Below are 18811 nucleotides of genomic sequence, written 5' to 3' on the forward strand. Positions count from 1 at the left end.
GACGGCGAGCACGCTTCGCCTCCTATCGTCCCAGGTGGGCCGGGTCACCCCACGCCCAGCCCCCGCGCTCACCGCCTCCCTCCCCCACCCCCTTCCCATCGCCCCACCAGCCCCACGCGCCCCAGGCGAGCGCGTTTAGCGGGCTAAACGCGGCACTTAGCGGGCGCAAGCAACCAAATCCAGGCGAAACGAGGACTGTGGCTGACCGCGATCGGCCGTACCGTCGCGGACATGAGCATCGACTGGCCCGCCCACCTCGCCGAGCAACTCGACTGGCATTGGCACAACCACCTTCGCCCCAAACTGGCGACGCTGACCGACGACGAATACTGCTGGGAGCCCGTGGACGGCTGCTGGACCGTGCGCCCGCGCCGGGACGACGACGTTGACGCGCCGGGCGGCGGCAGTCACGTCATCGACTGGGCCTTCCCCGCGCCGGAGCCGCCGCCGGTGACGACCATCGCGTGGCGGCTCGCGCACGTCATCGTCGGTGTCCTCGGCATGCGCGCCGCCTCCCACTTCGGCGGCCCGCCGATGGACTACGGCACCTTCCCCTACGCGACCACCGCCACCGAAGCGCTCAGCCAGCTCGACGACGCCTACGCGAGCTGGATCGGCGGCGTCCGTGGCCTCGACGCCGACGGCCTCGCCGAGCCCTGCGGCTCCGCCGAAGGCCCCTATGCCGAGGAGCCGATGACCACCCTCGTCCTGCACATCCACCGCGAGACCATCCACCACGGCGCCGAGATCCTGCTGCTCCGCGACCTCTACCGGAACCGTCACACCAGCCACTTCAGCCCCAGCTGAGTGCGTTTAGCGGGCTAAACGCGGCACTTAGGCACGCTAAGGACCGCGATTAGCCCGCTAACTGCGCCTCGGGGCGGGTGCGGGAGCGCGGGAGCAGGAGGAAGGCGAGGGCCATCCCGAGGAGTGCGGGCAGGCCGTGGTTGTCGTGGACGAGCGTGTCGACGACCGCGAGCGCCGGAACCGCGAACGCGCCGAGCCACAGCCGCCGCTCCACGCGGACCCCGAACCGCGACGGCGCGAGCAGCACCGCCGTCGTCAACGCCCCGAGCAGGCCCGCGACACACATCGAGTTGCCCGCCCCGGCCGGGTTCAGCCACAGATAGCTCATCGCCTGCCCGAACAGCCCGCAGCCGAAGTAGAGCACCAGCCACCGCGTCCGCCCGAAGACCTGCTCGGCGGCCACCCCGAACAAAGCCAGGATCACCAGGTTGAACACGAGCCCCAGCGCCCAGCCGTCCTGGAAGAACATCCCGGTGACCAGCCGCCACCATTCACCGGCGTCGATCGCCGCCGCGTCCCGCCGTACGTGGTCGTACAGGCCGGGGCTCACGAGCTGGGCGACACCCGCCAGCGCGGTCACGGCGAAAACCACCGCCGTCAGCACCGGCCGCCGCGCAACGCCGATACGCGCGAAAACGGCGAAATACGGATTCCGGGACGCCAGGCGGGATACGACAGTGGTCATGAAAGAAAGGTAAAGCCGCGGGTCGCGCCGGACCCACGACGTTTGTCATCACTCCTCCCGGCGAAGCGTCACGGAGCGAGCCGTGACGACCCGCCGATTGCCCCGGACGGGTGGGTATCCACACCGGGGACACCGGCGGCGAATACCTTGGTGCGCATGGACATGATCACCCCCGAGCCCCGCCCCGCCTGGATCGCCGGACGCCCCGAGCAGGGCGCCTCGACGCTCGTCGTGCATCACCCGTACGACGGCAGCGAGGTCGCGACCGTGGCGGTCCCGGGTCCGGACCAGGTCGAACGCGCCGTCGCCGCGGCCGTGTCGGTGGCGAAGGAGTTCCGCCGCACCTCGGCACATGTCCGCGCCGCCGCACTCGACCACGTCTCCCGCCGGCTCAAGGCCCGTGCCGAGGAGATCGCCGAGGTGATCACGGCGGAGAACGGCAAACCGCTCAAGTGGGCCGAAGCCGAGGTGAACCGCGCGGTTTCGGTGTTCCGGATCGCCGCCGAGGAGGCCCGGCGGTTCACCGGCGACGTCCAGCGGCTGGACACCGATCCGGCGGGCGAGGCGCGGCTGGCGCTGACCCGCCGGGTGCCGCGCGGGCCGGTGCTGGGCATCGCACCGTTCAACTTCCCGCTGAACCTCGTGGCGCACAAGGTCGCCCCGGCACTGGCCGTCGGCGCCCCGATCATCGTCAAACCGGCCCCGCGCACGCCGCTGTCGGCGCTGATCCTCGGCGAGATCCTGGCCGAAACGGAGCTGCCCGATGGCGCGTTTTCGGTGCTGCCCTTGGGAAACGAGGAAACTTCGGCACTGGTCGCGGACGCCAGGCTGCCGGTGGTGTCGTTCACCGGCTCCGGCCCGGTCGGCTGGTCGCTCGCGGACGCCGCGCCTCGCAAGCACGTCGTGCTGGAGCTCGGCGGCAACGCGGCGGCCGTCGTGCTGCGGGACTGGCCCGACCCCGAGGGGGCTGCCCAGCGCATCGCGACGTTCGGCAATTACCAGGCAGGCCAGTCGTGCATCGCGGTCCAGCGGGTGATCGTCGACGCCGCCATCGCCGGCGAATTCCTTCCGGCACTGCGGGAAGCCGTCGAGGCGCAGCGGGTCGGCGATCCGTACGACCGCAACACCGACGTCGGCCCGGTCGTCGACGAAGCCGCGGCGGAGCGGATCGAGGTGTGGATCGGTGAAGCCGTCGCGGGCGGCGCGAAGGTGCTCACCGGCGGGACCCGCGACGGCGCGAACGTGGCGCCGACCCTGCTCACCGACGTCCCCGCGGACGCGAAGGCGTGGGCGGAGGAGATCTTCGGCCCCGTGCTCGCGGTGTCCGTTGTGGACGGTGTGGATGCGGCGTTCGCCGCCGTCAACGAATCCGCGTATGGCTTGCAGGCCGGGGTTTTCACCACCGATGTGCAGCTGGCCTTCCACGCCGCGTCGGAACTGGAGGTCGGCGGCGTGATCATCGGCGACGTGCCGTCCTACCGAGCCGACCAGATGCCCTATGGCGGCGTCAAGGGCTCCGGTGTCGGACGCGAGGGCGTGCTGTCGGCGATGAACGACCTCACCGAGGAGCGGGTCACGGTGTTCACCGGGATCGAACTCTAGGCCGTCACGCCCTGGGCAAAACGGAAGACGGCGTCCGGGTCATAGGTCTTCGCGATCTGCTTGAGCCGGGCGACGTTGTCCCCGTAGTACGCCGCGGCCCAGTCGGGCAACTCGGGATCGATGTAGTTGACGTAGCCACCGCCGGCGCCGGCGGAGGCCAGTCCGGAGACGACCTCGGCCACCGACCGGGCCACCGCGTCCCGGTTCCGGGCCGTCGCCGGTGCGTAGATCTGCACGCTGGCAAGCGCTTTGCGGTGCCAGAAAGCGGTTTCCGTCGGCGCCACGTCGCTCACCGCACCACCGAGGCTATCGATCAGCAGGTCCATTCCGGACTTTCCCGACGCGAGCGCGGTGACCTTTCCCCCGTCCACGGGGTGCGTGACGATCCGCGAAGAGGCCACAAAGGACTGTCGATCCTCGCTGCCGGAAAAGTAGTCCATGGCGGCCGAATAGCCCATGCCGCGCGCGCTGCGGGAGGTCGGCGTCGCACCCGACCGGGAAACGAAATCGTTCAGCAGCGGAGTCAACGCCGCGGAACTGCCGACGTAGCAGCCGCCGACACGGCACTGCACCGGCGAGCCGCCGGAGATCACGAGGTTCGACCAGAGTTCCCGTGGTGCGGCCGAAATCCAGGACTGCCAGGCGTTGAGCACGTCGTCCGCCGCGCCGGACGGAAACTTCAGCGAGAAGGTGGTGACGCTCGGCGCCGGGTCGGTGCGGAACGTGAACGACGTGACCACGCCGAAGTTCCCGCCTCCCCCACCACGCAGTGCCCAGAAGAGGTCCGGCTCGGAACCGGCGGAGACCGTGCGCAGCTTTCCGTCCGCCGTAACGATCTGCGCGGACTCCAGGTGGTCGCACGTCAGCCCGTATTTGCGGGTGAGCACACCGATCCCGCCGCCGAGGGTCAGCCCGGCGATGCCGACACTCGGGCATGACCCGGCGGGCAGGCTGCGCCCGGCCTGGCCGAGCGCCGCGTAGACGTCCTTGAGCCGTGCCCCCGCGCCGACGACGACGCGGTCTCCCTGAACGTCCACACTGGACAGTTTGCCGAGGTCGAGGACCAGGCCCTGGTCGGGTGCCGAGTATCCGGCGTAGCTGTGCCCGCCGCCACGCGCCGCGATCGGGAGCCGTCGTGCGGCCGCCGTGACGCACGCCTGGACGTCTTCGGCATTCGCGCATTTCGCCACCGCGGCGGGCGTGTGGTTGTCGAAGAGCGGATTGTAGGCGTTCTTGGCGACACCGAACCCGCTGTCGCGTGGCAACACAAGATCGCCGGAAAGCTTGCCACGCAAGGCGTTCCAGTCGGGCGGGCCCGTGGGCACCGGACTGGCCGATGTGGACGGTGCCGGCGCCGAGGTCGTCGAGGTCGACGGCGGCGTACCCCGGCCCGGCGAGCAGGCGGCGGCCACCGCGCCGGCGGCCGAAACCCCGGCCAGCCGCAGAAACGTCCTTCGTCCGACCCTCATGCCCGGTAAGACGTCCGTGCCGCGGCTCGGTTGCCTGGCCTCACCCGCCGGGGGCACCCGAGACCAGCCCGGCGAGCAGCGAGGCGAGCGCGAAATCGAACCGTTCGCCGTGCCGTGCACCGTCGGCCAGAGCCCTGGTGAGCAGCGGGAATTCCGCCGGATCGAGTTCGCCGGTGCTGTCCACATCGGACTGTTCGGCACCCGGTGGCCGCCCGGCTTCGGCGAGCGTGTGACCGAGCACGAACGTCGTCACCGTGTTCAGCACGTCGAGCGCGTGGACCGGCTCGAATCCGGCGTCGGTGAGCACCCGGAGCGCGGTCTCGACGTGTCCGAGCGCGGCGCGACTGGTCACCGGCCGGGTGGCGGCGAGGGGTAGCACCCCGGGATGGGCCAGCAACTCGGCACGGTACGCGCGGGCGAGACGGCCCAGCCACCGCTCCCACGTCTCGCCCGGCTCGGGCAGCACGTCCCCCAGCGGCGCGGTGAGCCGGTCGACCAGCGCTTCGAACAGCGCGTCCTTGTTGGGCACGTAGTGGTAGAGGGTCATCGCCTCGACGTCCAGCGTCGCGCCGAGCTTGCGCATCGACAGCGCGGCCACGCCGTGCTCGTCCACAAACTCCAGCGCCGCGTCCACGACGCGTTCTCTGGTCAGACCGGCTCGCGGCCTGGCACGACGATCGCTCATGACGCCCCTTGACGATTCTTACACCGTAAGGGCAGACTAGCCGCACAGCCACTCTTACAGCGTAAGAAACGAGGAGACGTGAGCAAGCACGCCAAGAACGTCCTGGGCCGGTTCCTGGACATGGTCAACGCGCACGACCTGCGCGACATCGGCGAGGTGGTCACGGACGACGTCACCGAGACCGGCCCGATCGTCGTCGACGCGCCCAGCGGCGGGCTCGAGAACTTCCGGGCGGGCTGGGAGCAGATGCTCGTCGCGTTCCCGGACATCCACGTCGGCGTCGAGACGATGCTCGCCGAGGGCGACACGGTGGCGGCGACTATCTCGCTGTCGGCCACGAACACCGGGTACTACCGCCGCGGCGAAGCGACCGGCAAGCACGCGACGTGGCGCGGCTTTGTCGTGGTCCGGCTGCACGACGGCAAGATCGCCGAATTCGACGCGCTGACCGACCGCTTCGGCGTGCTCCAGCAACTCGGCATCATCGGTGACGACGACGAACTCGCGGCGCCTCGCCAGGCGTCGTGACGCGCCTCAGCACATCAACATCTCAGCGGCGCAGCGCGGCAGGCGCGTTCGCGGGCACGGCCGGGTTCTTCGGCGCGACCGGATCGAGGCGGACGTAACCCGTTTCCTGCCCGGGACGCGCGTCCGCCTCGCCCTTGTTGGGCCAGAACGAAAACGCGCGCTCGGCCTGCGCGGTGATGGTGAGCGACGGGTTGACGCCGAGATTCGCCGTGATCGCCGCACCGTCCACAACGGACAGTCCGGGATAACCGTACACCCGGTGGTACGGGTCGATGACGCCCTCTTCGGCGCTGGCACCGATCGGCACGCCGCCGATGAAGTGCGCGGTGAGCGGGATGTCGAAGATCTCGCCCCATGTCCCGCCCGCGATGCCGCCGATGTGCTCCGCGGTCCGCTCGTTGGCCTCGTGCCCGGCCGGGATGAAGCTCGGGTTGGGCTCGCCGTGTCCCTGCTTCGAGGTGTACTTGCGGCGGCCGAAGAGCCCGCGCTTGGTGTAGGTGGTGATCGAGTTGTCGAGGCTCTGCATCACCAGCAGGATCACCGTGCGCTCGCTCCAGCGGTAGCCGTTGAGCAGCTGCGCGGTCTGGACGGGATGTTTGAGCATGAAGTTGACGGCCTGGCGCCAGCGCGGGACGCGTGAAGCGCCGTCGGTGGCGATGGTCTGCAGCATGCTCATCGCGTTGCTGCCCTTGCCGTAGCGGACCGGCTCGATGTGGGTGTTCTCGTCCGGATGGATGGACGAGGTGATCGCGACGCCACGGCTGAAGTCCCGGTCCGGGTCGACCTTGGTGCGCCCGGAGCCGATGATGGCCTCGGAGTTGGTGCGGGTCAGCTCGCCGAGCCGTTTCGAGAGCTTCGGCAGCCTGCCGGTGTCCTTCATCTTGTGCAGGAGGTTCTGCGTGCCCCAGGTCCCCGCGGCGAGCACCACCTGGCCCGCGGTGATCGTGTGCCGGAACCTGCGCGACGTCGTCCCGGTCTTCCGCAGGCTCACCTCGTAGCCCTGACCTGCGTTTAGCGGGCTAATCGCAGTCACCGTGGTGAGCGGGATGACCTTCGCGCCGTCCTGCTCGGCGAGGTAGAGGTAGTTCTTGACCAGTGTGTTCTTCGCGCCGACGCGGCAGCCGGTCATGCATGAGCCGCATTCGGTGCAGCCGACGCGGTCGGGCCCCGCACCGCCGAAGTACGGGTCCCGCACGCGCTCGCCCGGCTTGCCGAAGTACACGCCGACCGGGGTCGGGTGGAAGCTGTCTGCCACGCCCATGTCCTTCGCGACGTCACGCATGACGACGTCCGACGGTGTGATCGTCGGGTTGGTGACGACGCCGAGCATGCGACTGGCCTGGTCGTAGTGGGGCGCGAGCTCGGACTCCCAGTCGGTGATGTGCGCCCACTGCCGGTCGCGGTAGAACGGCTTGAGCGGACGGTAGAGCGTGTTGGCGTACACCAGTGAGCCACCACCGACGCCGGCGCCCGCGAGCACCATCACGTCGGAGAGCATGTGGACGCGCTGGATGCCGTAGCAGCCGAGCTGGGGCGCCCAGAGGTAGCGCTTGAGGTCCCAGGACGTCTTCGCGAACTCGTCGTCGGCGAAGCGGCGGCCCGCCTCGACGACGGCGACGCGGTAGCCCTTCTCGGTGAGCCGGAGCGCGGCGACACTGCCGCCGAATCCGGATCCGACCACGACGACGTCGTAGTCCAGCTCTTGCCCCGTGGTGGTGTTACTGGCAGTCACACCCTGAGCGTAACCCGGCCCACGCCACCTGACCAGAGGTAAGTTACCCGCCGGTTACCCGGGCCCCCGAGTGCGTTTAGCCCGCTAAACGCGCTCGGTTGGGGCTCCTGTGACTGGTGGGGCGGTCAGCGGGAGCGCGGAGGTTGCCGGGGTGGGCGCCGGGGAAAGAGCCGGAAGAGGTCGCCGAGGGCCCGGATGATCGCCGGACGCTCCCCCGGCGTGGTGCCGCGTAGCGCGATGAACAGGGCCAACAGGCGTATGAGCAGGCTTCCCACGACCGCACCGCCCGCGCCCAGGACGTACTCAGGGCTGATCGAACTCATCCGGCGACCTCTCAAGCAGCGTCCGGCCAAGTCCGTGACGGACCCGAGCGGGACGAAGGCATGAACAAGCAGCCGGAGGTCTCTTCCGCCGGTTCGGAACCGGCCGACGGTGCCGGGGCCTCGGAGAACGGGCACCGTGTTGACGACACCGCCGCTAGGGGAATACTCCCCTCCGCGTGTTCGATGCTAAGCCCTGGGACACCAGGTGACCAGCTGACTCGGGAGCGTTACGCCAAGCGGCTCGCGAAGTGCGTTTAGCGGGCTAAACGCACTTCGCGGCCGAGGTCAGGCGCGGACGGTGAGGCCGACGCGCTGGAACTCCTTCAGGTCCGAGTAGCCGGTCTTCGCCATCGCGCGGCGCAGCGCGCCGAAGAGGTTCACGACGCCCTCGGCGTCCGACGACGGGCCGAACAGCAGGGTCTTGAGGTCGACGGCGTAGTCCGGGCCCGCGGCGACGCGGGAACGCGGCAGCGACGGGTGCGCGGCGGCGGCCGTCCAGTACAGGCCCTGACCCGGCGCGTCGGACGCCGCGGCCAGCGGCGCGCCCAGCATGACGGCGTCGGCACCGCAGGCGATGGCCTTCGCGATGTCGCCCGAGGTGCTGATCCCGCCGTCGGCGAGGACGTGCACGTAGCGGCCGCCGGTCTCGTCGAGGTAGTCACGGCGCGCGGCGGCGGCGTCGATGATCGCGGTGGCCATCGGGACGCCGATGCCGAGGACGCGGTCCGTGCTGGTCACGCCGGGGGTGGCGCCATGGCCGACGATGACCCCGGCCGCGCCGGTGCGCATGAGGTGCATCGCGGTGCGGTAGTCGCTGACACCGCCCGCGATCACCGGGACGTCGAGACGCCCGATGAAGTCCTTGAGGTCCAGCGGCTCGGCGTCGCGCTGGACGTGCTCGGCGGAGATGATCGTGCCCTGGACGACCAGGATTTCGACACCGGCGGCGAGGAGGTCGGGCGTCAGCTCGGCGGCGTGCTGCGGGCTGACCCTCGCGGCCACGGTGACCCCGGACTCGCGGACGGTCTTGATCGCCTCGCTCAGCAGGTCGAGCCGGATCGGCGCCGAGTGCAGCTCCTGCAGGACCCGCACGACGGCGGTCGGGTCCTCGGTGTCCTCGGCGGCACGGACTAGCCGGAAGATCGTGTCCTCGACGTTCGCGTGCCGGGCCCAGAGCCCTTCGGCGTTGAGCACGCCGAGACCGCCGAGCTCGCCGACAGCCACGGCCGTGCCCGGCGACACGATCGCGTCGGTCGGGTGGGTGATCAGCGGCAGGTCGAACCGGTACGCGTCGATCTGCCAGGCGGTGGACACCACCGACGACGACCGGGTGCGCCGCGAAGGCACGATCTCCACGTCGTCGAGGCCATACGCCCGCCGCGCGGTGCGGCCCATGCCGATCTCGACCAGATCCCGCACGGTAAGTCCCTTCTCGTGGTCACGCCCCAGTCTTACGCCCCATTGTCGCTAGGCCGCGTGGGTGACCTACGCACGGGGGCACCCCAACCCCGCCGCGGCCCACCTCGCGCACCCGCCCTGAAGTGCAGTTAGCGGGCTAAACGCGGCGCTTAGGCATGCTAAGGAGCGCATTTAGCCCGCTAAACGCGCTCGGGGGAGGGTGGGGCGGCGGGGTTAGAAGGAGACCTTCTGGACGGAGTCCGCGCGCATGACGGCCTCCTGCTGGAACTCCTTCTTGTAGTCCGCGCGGATCTGCTCGATCTCGGTATTGGCCTTCGCGGCGTCGGCGAACGAGTACACGATGACGATCACGTGGGACCGTTCGTGCACGATCTGCCCGTTCGCGCCCTTCCACTGTCCCTTGCCCGGCAGCTCCGTGAAGCCGTTCGGAAAGGCCCGGGTCAGCTCCTTGTCCGAGAAGATCCCGAACTCGGTGTCCGTCACCTCGGTGCCGTCGGGTTTCCCGGTGCCGAAATACAGCTCGGTGCGCTTCCACACGTCACCAGGCGACGCCGCGACGTCCGAAGAAGCCGCACCGCCCGCGGACGCCGACGCCGAGGACGCCGCGACGCCCCCACCGACTCCCAGCACCGCCACCACGGCCACCGCCGCCACCGTCCGCCGCGAAACCACCCGTCGCGAAACCGACATCCGTCCGTCCCTCCTGAAACCGAAACCGGTCGACATCCGGGAAGTCTTCCGGGTGCCGACCGGCTGGCGGAACGGCTGAACGGGCTGTCTACCGGGTCGTGTAGTTCGGGGCCTCGACGGTCATCGTGATGTCGTGCGGGTGGCTCTCCTTGAGCCCGGCCGCGGTGATCCGCACCAGCTGCGCCTCCTGCAGCTCGGCGATCGTGTTCGCCCCGGCGTAGCCCATGCCCGCGCGCAGCCCGCCGACCAGCTGGTGCACGACGTTGGCCAGCGGCCCGCGGAACGGGATCCGGCCCTCGATGCCCTCGGGGACGAGCTTGTCCTCGTTGAGCACGTCGTCCTGGGCGTAGCGGTCCTTCGAGTACGACTTCGCCTCGCCACGCGACTGCATCGCGCCCAGCGAGCCCATCCCGCGGTAGACCTTGAACTGCTTGCCGTTGACCAGGATCAGGTCACCGGGCGACTCCGCGGTGCCCGCCAGCAGGCTGCCCAGCATGACCGTGGACGCGCCAGCGGCGATCGCCTTGGCGATGTCGCCCGAGTACTGGATGCCGCCATCGCCGATCACCGGGATCCCGGCCGGGCGGCACGCCTGGTCGGCCTCGTAGATCGCGGAAATCTGCGGGACGCCGACGCCGGCGACGATCCGCGTGGTGCAGATCGAACCCGGCCCGACCCCGACCTTGACGCCGTCGACGCCCGCGTCCACCAGCGCCTGCGCGCCCGCACGCGTCGCGACGTTCCCGCCGACGACGTCGACGGCCTCGCCCAGCTCCTTCTTCAGCAGCGCCACGGCGTCCACGACGGCCCGCGAGTGGCCGTGCGCGGTGTCCACCATCAGCACGTCGACACCGGCGTCGGCCAGCGCCATCGCGCGCTTGTGGCCGTCCACGCCGACGCCGACCGCGGCACCGACGACCAGCCTGCCGTCCGGGTCCTTGGTGGCCCGCGGGTACTGCTCGGTCTTGACGAAGTCCTTGACCGTGATCAGCCCGCGCAGCTTGCCCGCGCCGTCGACGATCGGCAGCTTCTCGATCTTGTGCCGCCGCAGCAGCCCGAGCGCCGCGTCCGCGGTGACGCCGACCTGCGCGGTGACCAGCGGCGCCTTCGTCATCACGTCGCTGACCGGGCGGGTGTGGTCGACCTCGAAGCGCATGTCGCGGTTGGTGATGATGCCGACGAGCGTCCCGGCCGCGTCGGTCACCGGGACACCGGAGATCCGGAACCGCGCGCACAGGGCGTCGACCTCGGCCAGCGTCGCGTCGGGCGAGCAGGTGACCGGGTCGGTCACCATCCCCGCCTCGGAGCGCTTGACGACCTCGACCGCGGCGGCCTGCTCGTCGATCGGCATGTTGCGCTGCAGCACGCCGATGCCGCCCTGACGCGCCATGGCGATCGCCATCCGCGCCTCGGTCACGGTGTCCATCGCGGCGGAGACCAGCGGGACGCCCAGGGTGATGTTGCGGGTCAGCCTCGTACTCGTATCGACCCCGCTCGGTACGACGTCCGATTCGGCGGGCAGCAGCAGCACGTCGTCGAAGGTCAGCCCGAGCATGGCGAACTTGCTCGGCACGGGTGCGGTCACGCTGTCGCTGGTCATAGCAGGCGAAGGGCCTTCCTGGCGGGGGATGAACAGGGCCGCGATACGACGCTGTGGGCCTTCCCCTCATGATATCCGGGCCGCGCGCAGGTCCCGGGCGGGTGGGGACCGGCACCACGCGCCCGGTACCGTGCAGGCCGTGCCGCACGATGTGTTGCCCCCAGACCCCTTCGCGGATGATCCGGACGATCCGGCCCGCGCCTTCCTCGACAGCGACGACAGGCTGGACGAACCGATCACTCCCGACGAGCGCACCGAGCTGCTGGCCGACCTCTCCGATCTGGCCGTCTACCAGGCACTTCTCGAGCCGCGCGGGGTGCGCGGCATCGTGGTGGACTGCGGCGAATGCGACGAGCCGCACTACCACGACTGGCACCTGCTGCGGGCCAGCCTGGAGCAGCTGCTCGCCGACGGCCGGATGCGGCCGCACGAGCCGGCCTTCGACCCCAACCCCGGCGACTACGTGAGCTGGGACTACTGCCGCGGCTTCGCGGACGGCGTGACGGCGAACGAAAGCGCCTACTGACGCCCGCCGACCAGCAAAAAGGGCCTTGGTGAGATCGCTCATCAAGGCCCTTTTTGCTGTGCCGGGTTACGGCGTCGACGGCGTGACAGCCTGGCCCTGCTGGCCCTGGCCGCCCGCACCCGTTTCGCTGCGCGGAGTGCCGCTGCCACCCGGCCCGTTGCCGGTGGCGGGGGTCGTCGTGGTGACCGGAGGCGGCGGGGTCGTGGTCGGCGTGACCGGCGGCGGAGGCGTCGGCGACGGCGTGGAGCTGGTCACCGGCAGGCTCGTGCTGCCGCCGCTGCCCGGCAGTGTGGTCGGTGCGCCGCTGGCCTGGTTCGACGGGCTCGTCGTCGGGTTCTGCGGCTGCTGGGACGGCAGCTGGCCCGGCGGCGGCGCGGGCGCCGTCGGATCGTCCAGCTGGGCGCTGAGCTGACGGTGCTGCTGGATCAGCTGGTCGCGGTTCTCCGCGTCGGTGACCTGGCTGAGCGCGGCCTGCGCGTCGGCGAGCGCCTTGCGCGCGAGGTCGAGATTGCCGCCGGCGAGCGCGAGATTCGCCTTCTCCAGGTCCAGTTTCGCCGCGGCGGCGGCTTCCACCGACCGCGCGTGGTCGGCGTAGAGCACCTTGGTGAGTCCCCAGAGCGTGTCCCCGGGCTGCGCGTCACGCGCGGCGAGCCCGGTGCCGGTGAAGGCGATGGCCAGCACGGCGGCCGCGGCGGCGACCGGGACGAGCATCCTGCGACGGCCCCGGCCGGAATGGCGGCGGGCCAGTGTCGCGGCGCCCACGGTGCGCACGGCGGTGTCGACGTCCACGAGCTCGGCGAGCGGCTCGCTGTCGATGTCCCGTCGCCAGGCGACGAGAAGTGCGTTGAGTTCCTGGTCGCCGAGGCTGTCGGCGATCGCCGGGTCCGAGCCGCCGAGGGCGTCCAGCAAGGCGTCGTCGGCCTGGACTGCGGACAGGTCGGCGGCGAACTCCGCCTCGGAGGCGGTCATCCCGTTGCCCCATGCCGACGAGCCCACGGTCTGCTCGTGCTCGGCGCCCGGTCTGTCGTCACGCTCACGCCCGGTCACTCAGATCACCTCCTCGGCGGCGAGGACCTTGCGCAGGCGCGCCAGCGCCCGGTGCTGGGCGACCCGGACCGCGCCGGGCGTCGAGCCCACCGCGTCCGCCGTCTCCTCGGCGGAGAGGCCGACGACCACCCGCAACACCACGATCTCCCGCTGTTTGTCCGGCAGCACCTGCAACAACTGCGACATCCGCTCGTTCAGTTCACCCTGTAGCGCGCGCTGCTCCGGACCGACCCCGCCCTCGACCTCGTCGGGCACCTCCGCCACCGGTTCCGCCCGGTTGCGGGCCGCGGCCCGATGCGCGTCTGCCACTTTGTGCTGGGCGATACCGTAGACGAAGGCCAGGAAAGGTCGCCCCTGATCACGGTACGAGGGCAATGCCGTGAGCACCGCGAGACACACCTCCTGCGCGACGTCGTCTGCCGAAGCGAACGAACGCTCCTGCCTGCCAACCCTGGCCCGGCAATACCGCACGACCAGTGGACGGATGGCCGCCAACAACCGCTCGACGGCCTGTGGGTCGCCCTCGACAGCAGCGGCGACCGGCTCATCCAGTCCATCCCCCACATTGGCCATCGCAGACAACAGTCCCAGTGTTACGTGTAGGCGTGCAAAGAACCCGGCGCATGGTTACTCTCCCCGTGCGCCGGTCACATCTACCGTACCTTTGGCCGGTCGACGACGTCCGCTCACGGTCGTCCCCCGGCGCGCCGTGGCGACGCCGGTTCTCCCGCTCCGGCCTTACCTGGCTCTTCTCGCCGAAGACAGCTGTTCAACGAGTGAGGAACCAGACAGGTACGCGGCCCGATGCTGGCTGGGCCGGGAAAAGCCTGCCCGAGTTAACGGACGGAAAACATCAAGGGTGACCGGGAACACAGCTACGGGCCAGGGCGGCCTCCGCCCTGGCCCGTCGTCACCCGTACTGCCGTTCAGGAACGAAGTGCTCGCCCCGGGATCAGGAGACCAGGCCGCGCCGGAAGCCGTGCGCGACGGCCTGCGCGCGATCGCGCACGCCGAGCTTGCGGAACAGGCGCCGGGCATGCGTCTTCACGGTGTCCTCGGACAGGTACAGCTCACGCCCGATCTGGCCGTTGCTCTTGCCCTGGCTCATCCCGCGCAGCACCTGGAGCTCGCGCTCGGTGAGCTGGACACCGGGGTCGGAGGGCTGCCGCGGCGCGGGCACCGAGGTGCTGGCCAGCGTGTGCGCCAGCGCGGCGACCAGCTCCGGACGGGAGGCGTCCCACCGGAGGTAGCCGCGGGCACCGCCGGCGATCGCGGCGGCGATGCTGCCCGCGTCGTCCGGGGCGCCGAACACGATGACGTTGGCCTGGGGGTTCGCGGAAACGAGCCGACGGGTGGCTTCGACGCCCGTCGGGACGGCACGCTGCGTCCCGACCAGCACGACGTCCACCGGCTGGCGGGAGTACCGGGCCAGCAGCTCGTCACCGTGCGCTACGCAGTCGATGCGACTGACCCCAGGGACCGCGGACATCACACGGGTGAGCCCTTCACGGACACTGCGTCGGTCGTCGCAGATCAAGACCGTCGTCACGGGGTTTCCTTCCTGCAGCCGGGTGACATTCCACTTCCCCTATCGGACGCTTTAGCCCGAACCTTGACACGATCCGGTGGCTTTTTTTGAAGTTTCTTAGCCCGGATGCCGGAACGCCGTTTCCTAGAGGCTCAACCCGGTCAAGGCGGAACCCACGGCGATTCGCGCGCGATTCGCCTCCCGCAAGGATCTGCGTGCCGTAACACTGCGTGCAACACCTCAGCGGCTCTGAATCGATACTTCTCGGCGTGTCCTGCCCCAAGGTCCGCCATCACCCCGGCCACCACCCAAGAAAGTGAATAGAGTTCGCTTTTTTCCGTCGCCGCCAAGGCGTTTTCGAGAAGGTCTCTCGCATTGTCCCGCTCGCCGGGATCGCCCGCCGCCATCAGTGCCACTCCGAGCACGATGCCGGATTTGATCTCGTGCCGCCGGGCACCGCGTTCCCTCGCCGCTTCCAGCGCGTGGCGCGCGGGAGCGACGGCCTCGCCCGCCCTGCCCGCGGCGAGTTCGATCTCGGCGCCGACCCAGCCGCTACGCACCGTGGCCCGCCAGCCCGCCTCCTCGGCCGTCGCGAGCGCGAGCAGCCGGCGCGCGGCAGCGAGCCTGCCGAGCGCGAGGTTGTCCGCCGCGAGCCCGAGCAGCGCGTCGGCACGCGCTCCCGCCACGTCGAGCCCGTCGGGGTCGCGGCCGGTGTCCGGGAGCGCGATGGCCAGCGCGTAGGCCTCCCCGTCAAGCGCCCGGGCCCGGACGTGCCCGCCCAGCTGACGCCGGTGCGAAGCCAGCGTGCTGCCCGCGAGCGACGCGATGAGCGGGCTCGGCTCCTTGCCGAGGCCCGCCAGCAGCGTCGCCGCGGCGGCATACCGGCCCCGCGCGCCCAGGACGATCGCCGCGAGCAGCCGCGCCACCGGCGTGGCGGACGGCGGCACCACGACGGGACCGGCGGGCAGCGGGTCACCGCCGAACGCGGCTGTCCGCAGGGAGCGTTCCTGCACCTGTCCTTTCTAGCGCCTCGCACCGACAAGAACATGCTCGATGCGGTCGGCGGCCGCGGAAAGATCCGTCAGCAGCTCGACCTTGCCGGGCAGTGTCGCGCGGTCCCAGCCGGGCCCGCAGGCGAACAGCCTGCTGCGCTGGCGCCCGCGCGACACCCTGGCGAACAGCCGGGGATCGGCGGCACCGCGACGACGTGCCCAGAGCACGACGGCGGCGGGCGCGCTGCGGCGTACCGCGACCGCGAGCACCTCGGCGGGCAACGGAGCCCCGAAGAGCTGGGCGCCGACACGCCTTTCCGCCAGCGACGCGGCCAGCGCGTACATCGGCATGCTGTCGCGTTCCTCCGGTACACAGCTGAGCAGCACCGGGCGGGTGTTGCGGGGCTCGTCGAGCACCGGGGTGGCGCGGACGAGCGCGGCGAAAACGCACTCCGACAGGAAGTACTCGACCTCGGCGCCCGCGCTGACTCCGCGCCAGCGCGCGCCCAGCGCGGTCAGCACGGGCTCGATCACCCCGGTCCACGCGGACAGGACGCCGAGTTCGCCGATGATGTCGACCAGCATCCGCTGTACCGCGCCGGCGTCCATCGCGAGCGCCGCGGTGCTGAGGCGGCGAGCCAGCCGGGACGGCACTTCGTGACCGTCCGGTTCCTTCTCCTCCTGCGGCTCGTCCACCAGCGCGCCGACGATCTCCGCGGCCGCGGGCGGACCGGATCGGGGTATCTGCTCGAGGGCGTAGCGGGCGGCTTCGGCCGTCGAAGCACCTCGGAGCAGTGCGCGCTGCATGAGTTCGAGACGTCCGATGTCGGAACTGCCGTAACGGCGGTGCCTGCCGTCGGTGTGCCTGCTCGGGCCGAGCCCGTAGCGGCGGTCCCAGGTACGCAGGGTGGACGGCGCGACCCCGAGCCGGCGGGCGACCGAGGCCACCGGCAGGGTGGGTTCTTCCGTGCCCGACCCAGCTCCCACGCGGCCCAATATCCCGGGCGTCCGGGCGACGGGCAACCGGAGCCAAAAGCCCAGCTCACACATCCGGGGGATGCCTAACGGCTGAATCGGGGTGAATCTCTTGAACAAGTATTGGCGCGCTTCTAACGTTACCGCCGTTGCACCGAATGGAGTAGCAGCACCACAGCGGAGCAGCTAAAGGCATCGACCGGATGACGGAGGCGGTCAGGATGGCAGACACGCGCAGGCTCCCGGGTCCCAACGCGGACATGTGGGACTGGCAGCTGGAGGGGTCGTGTCGGGGGATGGACAGCGCGTCCTTCTTTCACCCGGATGGCGAGCGCGGTCCGGCGAGAGCACGCCGCGAAGCCAGGGCGAAGGCCGTCTGCCTGGCCTGCCCGGTGCTCCAGATGTGCCGGAGCCACGCACTCGCCGTACACGAGCCGTACGGGATCTGGGGCGGGCTCTCGGAATCCGAGCGGGAACACATCATCAAGTCCGACAAGCGCGCCATGAGCATGTCGAACGGCTAGGCCCTCTCCCGCCTGCCGTTCCGGAGGGGCGGCGTCCTTTGTGGACGCTGCCCCTCCGTCATTTCCGCGACTCCCCTGGCCAGGCGGCGAGCGCGACGTCGATCGACGCGCCGAGTTCGGACAGGGTCGCGCCGTCACGCGCCTGCACCGACAGTCCGAAGAGCACCGTCGCGTAGAAGCGACCCAGCGCGTCGACGTCGGTCTTCGCGGGCAGATCGCCGTCTTCCAGGCCCTGGCGCAGCCGATGTGTGATCGACTCCTGGGTTTCGCGGCGCAGCTCGGCAAGGTAGGTGTAGAGCCCCTGGTTCGCGGGCGTGCAGTTGGTCGCGGCGAGCACGACCATGCAGCCGCTGGGGTGGCCGGGGTCGACGTAATCGCGCGCGTTGTCCCGGAGGACCGCCTCGATGGCGACACGGGCCGTCGGCTCTCGCAGCGCTGCGGCCGTGAAGCCGCCGTACTTTTCGCAGTAGTGCCCCACGGCCTCGCGGAACAACGCCTCCTTGCCACCGAACGCGGCGTAGAGGCTCGGCGGGTTGATGCCCATCGCCGTCGTCAGGTCGGCCAGGGACGCACCTTCGTAACCACGCGCCCAGAAGACGTACATCGCCTCGGTCAGCGCGTGGTCGCGGTCGAAGGCCCTGGGACGTCCTCGCGGTGACATGGACCACCTTCTGTAATGACTGATACAAAAACCCTTGACGCCCGGATCTTACGTCCCCTTTTATGTAGTGACCACTAAAGAAAGGGGAGTTCCCATGAACACACCGCTGGCGGGCAAGGTGGCACTGGTGACCGGCGGGGGCCGGGGCATCGGCGCGGCGATCGCCATCCGGCTGGCCACGGACGGCGCCGACGTCGCGATCACCTACGAGCGCTCGCGGGACCGGGCGGAGAAGGTCATCGCCGAGATCGAGGGCCTCGGCCGTCGCGGCGTCGCGATACAGGCGGACAGCGCGGACGCCGCCGCGGTGACCGGCGCCGTCGACCGCGCGGCCGCCGAACTGGGACGGCTGGACATCCTGGTGAACAACGCGGGGGTGTTCCCGACCGGCACCGTCGACGAGCTGAGCGTGGAGACGATCGACCACACGCTCGCGGTGCACGTCCGGGCCGTGCTCGTGGCAGCGGGCGCCGCGGTGCGGCACATGGACCGCGGTGGGCGGATCGTGTCGATCGGGAGCGATCTGGCGGACCGGGCGCCGTGGCCGGGGCTGAGCCTGTACTCGGCGAGCAAGTCGGCGCTGGCGGGCCTGACCCGCGGGCTGGCGCGCGATCTGGGGTCGCGGGGGATCACCGCGAACGTCGTGCACCCCGGCTCGACGAACACCGACATGAACCCGGCGGACGGGCCGCACTCGACGTCGCAGCTGGAGCACATCGCGCTGGGCCACTACGCCGACGCGTCCGACATCGCGGCGACCGTCGCCCATCTCGCCGGCCCCGGTGGCCGCTACATCACCGGCACCACCATCACCGTCGACGGCGGCTTCACCGCCTGACCCCACCCCCGCCCCGAGCGCGTTTAGCCCGCTAAACGCGCTCCGGCAGAGCCCGGCGAGCGCAGTTAGCGGGCTAAACGCGGCGCTGAGCATGCCTAAGCATCTGGCCGCACCTGACCCGCTCCACCCCACCGCGCCCGGATAGCCCGCCCCGGCCGAGTGCGTTTAGCGGGCTAAACG

The 18811-nt window shown here is 70.5% G+C and carries 20 protein-coding genes; 6 read left to right on the plus strand and 14 right to left on the minus strand.

Going from position 1 to position 18811, the window contains the following annotated elements; translation table 11 throughout:
- The first annotated feature begins 231 nt into the window (after positions 1-231).
- Positions 232-807: a DinB family protein gene (locus ACFW0G_RS23830; RefSeq protein ID WP_378327572.1), complete on the plus strand. Its 576-nt coding sequence runs from the start codon at positions 232-234 to the stop codon at positions 805-807.
- Between the two features lie 49 nt (positions 808-856).
- Here the strand turns inward: ACFW0G_RS23830 and ACFW0G_RS23835 are convergent, their stop codons facing one another.
- Complete coding sequence (locus ACFW0G_RS23835; RefSeq protein ID WP_378327573.1) at positions 857-1492, minus strand: rhomboid family intramembrane serine protease; 636 nt, start codon at positions 1490-1492, stop codon at positions 857-859.
- A 156-nt stretch (positions 1493-1648) separates the two neighbouring features.
- Here ACFW0G_RS23835 and ACFW0G_RS23840 point away from each other — a divergent pair, with 156 nt between their 5' ends.
- Positions 1649-3094 carry an aldehyde dehydrogenase family protein gene (locus tag ACFW0G_RS23840; RefSeq protein WP_378327574.1) on the plus strand — a complete coding sequence of 482 codons (1446 nt, stop codon included), beginning with the start codon at positions 1649-1651 and terminating at the stop codon, positions 3092-3094.
- Here the strand turns inward: ACFW0G_RS23840 and ACFW0G_RS23845 are convergent.
- Both ACFW0G_RS23845 and ACFW0G_RS23850 read right to left on the minus strand, forming a co-directional pair.
- Positions 3091-4563 carry an FAD-binding oxidoreductase gene (locus ACFW0G_RS23845; protein WP_378327575.1) on the minus strand — a complete coding sequence of 491 codons (1473 nt, stop codon included), beginning with the start codon at positions 4561-4563 and terminating at the stop codon, positions 3091-3093. The genes ACFW0G_RS23840 and ACFW0G_RS23845 overlap by 4 nt on opposite strands.
- Before the next feature lie 40 nt (positions 4564-4603).
- The gene (locus ACFW0G_RS23850) at positions 4604-5248 is read right to left on the minus strand and encodes a TetR/AcrR family transcriptional regulator C-terminal domain-containing protein (protein ID WP_378327576.1); all 645 of its coding nucleotides are present in this window, start codon (positions 5246-5248) and stop codon (positions 4604-4606) included.
- Between the two features lie 78 nt (positions 5249-5326).
- Between ACFW0G_RS23850 and ACFW0G_RS23855 the strand changes: the two genes are divergently transcribed.
- Complete coding sequence (locus tag ACFW0G_RS23855) at positions 5327-5776, plus strand: ester cyclase (RefSeq protein WP_378327577.1); 450 nt, start codon at positions 5327-5329, stop codon at positions 5774-5776.
- A gap of 22 nt (positions 5777-5798) precedes the next feature.
- Here ACFW0G_RS23855 and ACFW0G_RS23860 read toward each other — a convergent pair whose 3' ends face one another.
- The 5 genes from ACFW0G_RS23860 to guaB form a co-directional block, all read right to left on the minus strand.
- On the minus strand, positions 5799-7508 hold the full coding sequence (locus tag ACFW0G_RS23860; protein WP_378327578.1) for an FAD-dependent oxidoreductase: 1710 nt from the start codon (positions 7506-7508) through the stop codon (positions 5799-5801).
- Positions 7509-7633: 125 nt separating this feature from the next.
- The gene (locus tag ACFW0G_RS23865) at positions 7634-7831 is read right to left on the minus strand and encodes a hypothetical protein (protein ID WP_378327579.1); all 198 of its coding nucleotides are present in this window, start codon (positions 7829-7831) and stop codon (positions 7634-7636) included.
- 285 nt (positions 7832-8116) lie between these two features.
- Positions 8117-9250: a GuaB3 family IMP dehydrogenase-related protein gene (locus ACFW0G_RS23870; RefSeq protein WP_378327580.1), complete on the minus strand. Its 1134-nt coding sequence runs from the start codon at positions 9248-9250 to the stop codon at positions 8117-8119.
- A 213-nt stretch (positions 9251-9463) separates the two neighbouring features.
- Positions 9464-9940 (minus strand): DUF3574 domain-containing protein, encoded by a 477-nt coding sequence (locus ACFW0G_RS23875; RefSeq protein WP_378327581.1) that lies wholly within the window; start codon positions 9938-9940, stop codon positions 9464-9466.
- An 88-nt stretch (positions 9941-10028) separates the two neighbouring features.
- Positions 10029-11540: an IMP dehydrogenase gene (gene guaB / locus ACFW0G_RS23880; RefSeq protein WP_378327582.1), complete on the minus strand. Its 1512-nt coding sequence runs from the start codon at positions 11538-11540 to the stop codon at positions 10029-10031.
- 130 nt (positions 11541-11670) lie between these two features.
- Here guaB and ACFW0G_RS23885 point away from each other — a divergent pair, with 130 nt between their 5' ends.
- Entirely contained in the window at positions 11671-12066 is a 396-nt protein-coding gene (locus ACFW0G_RS23885) for a DUF5319 domain-containing protein (protein WP_345397513.1), read from the plus strand.
- Between the two features lie 66 nt (positions 12067-12132).
- On the opposite strand, the gene ACFW0G_RS23890 is transcribed toward ACFW0G_RS23885, so the two are convergent.
- The 5 genes from ACFW0G_RS23890 to ACFW0G_RS23910 form a co-directional block, all read right to left on the minus strand.
- Complete coding sequence (locus ACFW0G_RS23890; protein WP_378327583.1) at positions 12133-13113, minus strand: anti-sigma-D factor RsdA; 981 nt, start codon at positions 13111-13113, stop codon at positions 12133-12135.
- Positions 13114-13686 carry a sigma-70 family RNA polymerase sigma factor gene (locus tag ACFW0G_RS23895; RefSeq protein WP_345396876.1) on the minus strand — a complete coding sequence of 191 codons (573 nt, stop codon included), beginning with the start codon at positions 13684-13686 and terminating at the stop codon, positions 13114-13116. It lies immediately after the preceding gene.
- A 379-nt stretch (positions 13687-14065) separates the two neighbouring features.
- Positions 14066-14662 carry a response regulator transcription factor gene (locus tag ACFW0G_RS23900; RefSeq protein WP_003073605.1) on the minus strand — a complete coding sequence of 199 codons (597 nt, stop codon included), beginning with the start codon at positions 14660-14662 and terminating at the stop codon, positions 14066-14068.
- A 140-nt stretch (positions 14663-14802) separates the two neighbouring features.
- The gene (locus ACFW0G_RS23905; protein ID WP_378327584.1) at positions 14803-15654 is read right to left on the minus strand and encodes a hypothetical protein; all 852 of its coding nucleotides are present in this window, start codon (positions 15652-15654) and stop codon (positions 14803-14805) included.
- 9 nt (positions 15655-15663) lie between these two features.
- Positions 15664-16581, minus strand: coding sequence for a MerR family transcriptional regulator (locus ACFW0G_RS23910; RefSeq protein WP_378327594.1), 918 nt, complete (start codon positions 16579-16581; stop codon positions 15664-15666).
- Between the two features lie 230 nt (positions 16582-16811).
- Here ACFW0G_RS23910 and ACFW0G_RS23915 point away from each other — a divergent pair, with 230 nt between their 5' ends.
- Complete coding sequence (locus tag ACFW0G_RS23915) at positions 16812-17132, plus strand: WhiB family transcriptional regulator (RefSeq protein ID WP_378327585.1); 321 nt, start codon at positions 16812-16814, stop codon at positions 17130-17132.
- A gap of 58 nt (positions 17133-17190) precedes the next feature.
- Here the strand turns inward: ACFW0G_RS23915 and ACFW0G_RS23920 are convergent, their stop codons facing one another.
- Complete coding sequence (locus ACFW0G_RS23920; protein WP_378327586.1) at positions 17191-17793, minus strand: TetR/AcrR family transcriptional regulator; 603 nt, start codon at positions 17791-17793, stop codon at positions 17191-17193.
- A gap of 94 nt (positions 17794-17887) precedes the next feature.
- On the opposite strand from ACFW0G_RS23920, the gene ACFW0G_RS23925 reads away from it, so the two are divergent.
- Positions 17888-18631 carry an SDR family NAD(P)-dependent oxidoreductase gene (locus ACFW0G_RS23925; RefSeq protein WP_378327587.1) on the plus strand — a complete coding sequence of 248 codons (744 nt, stop codon included), beginning with the start codon at positions 17888-17890 and terminating at the stop codon, positions 18629-18631.
- The last annotated feature ends 180 nt before the right edge of the window (positions 18632-18811 follow it).

The sequence above is a fragment of the Amycolatopsis sp. NPDC058986 genome (assembly GCF_042741125.1).
GTDB lineage: Bacteria > Actinomycetota > Actinomycetes > Mycobacteriales > Pseudonocardiaceae > Amycolatopsis.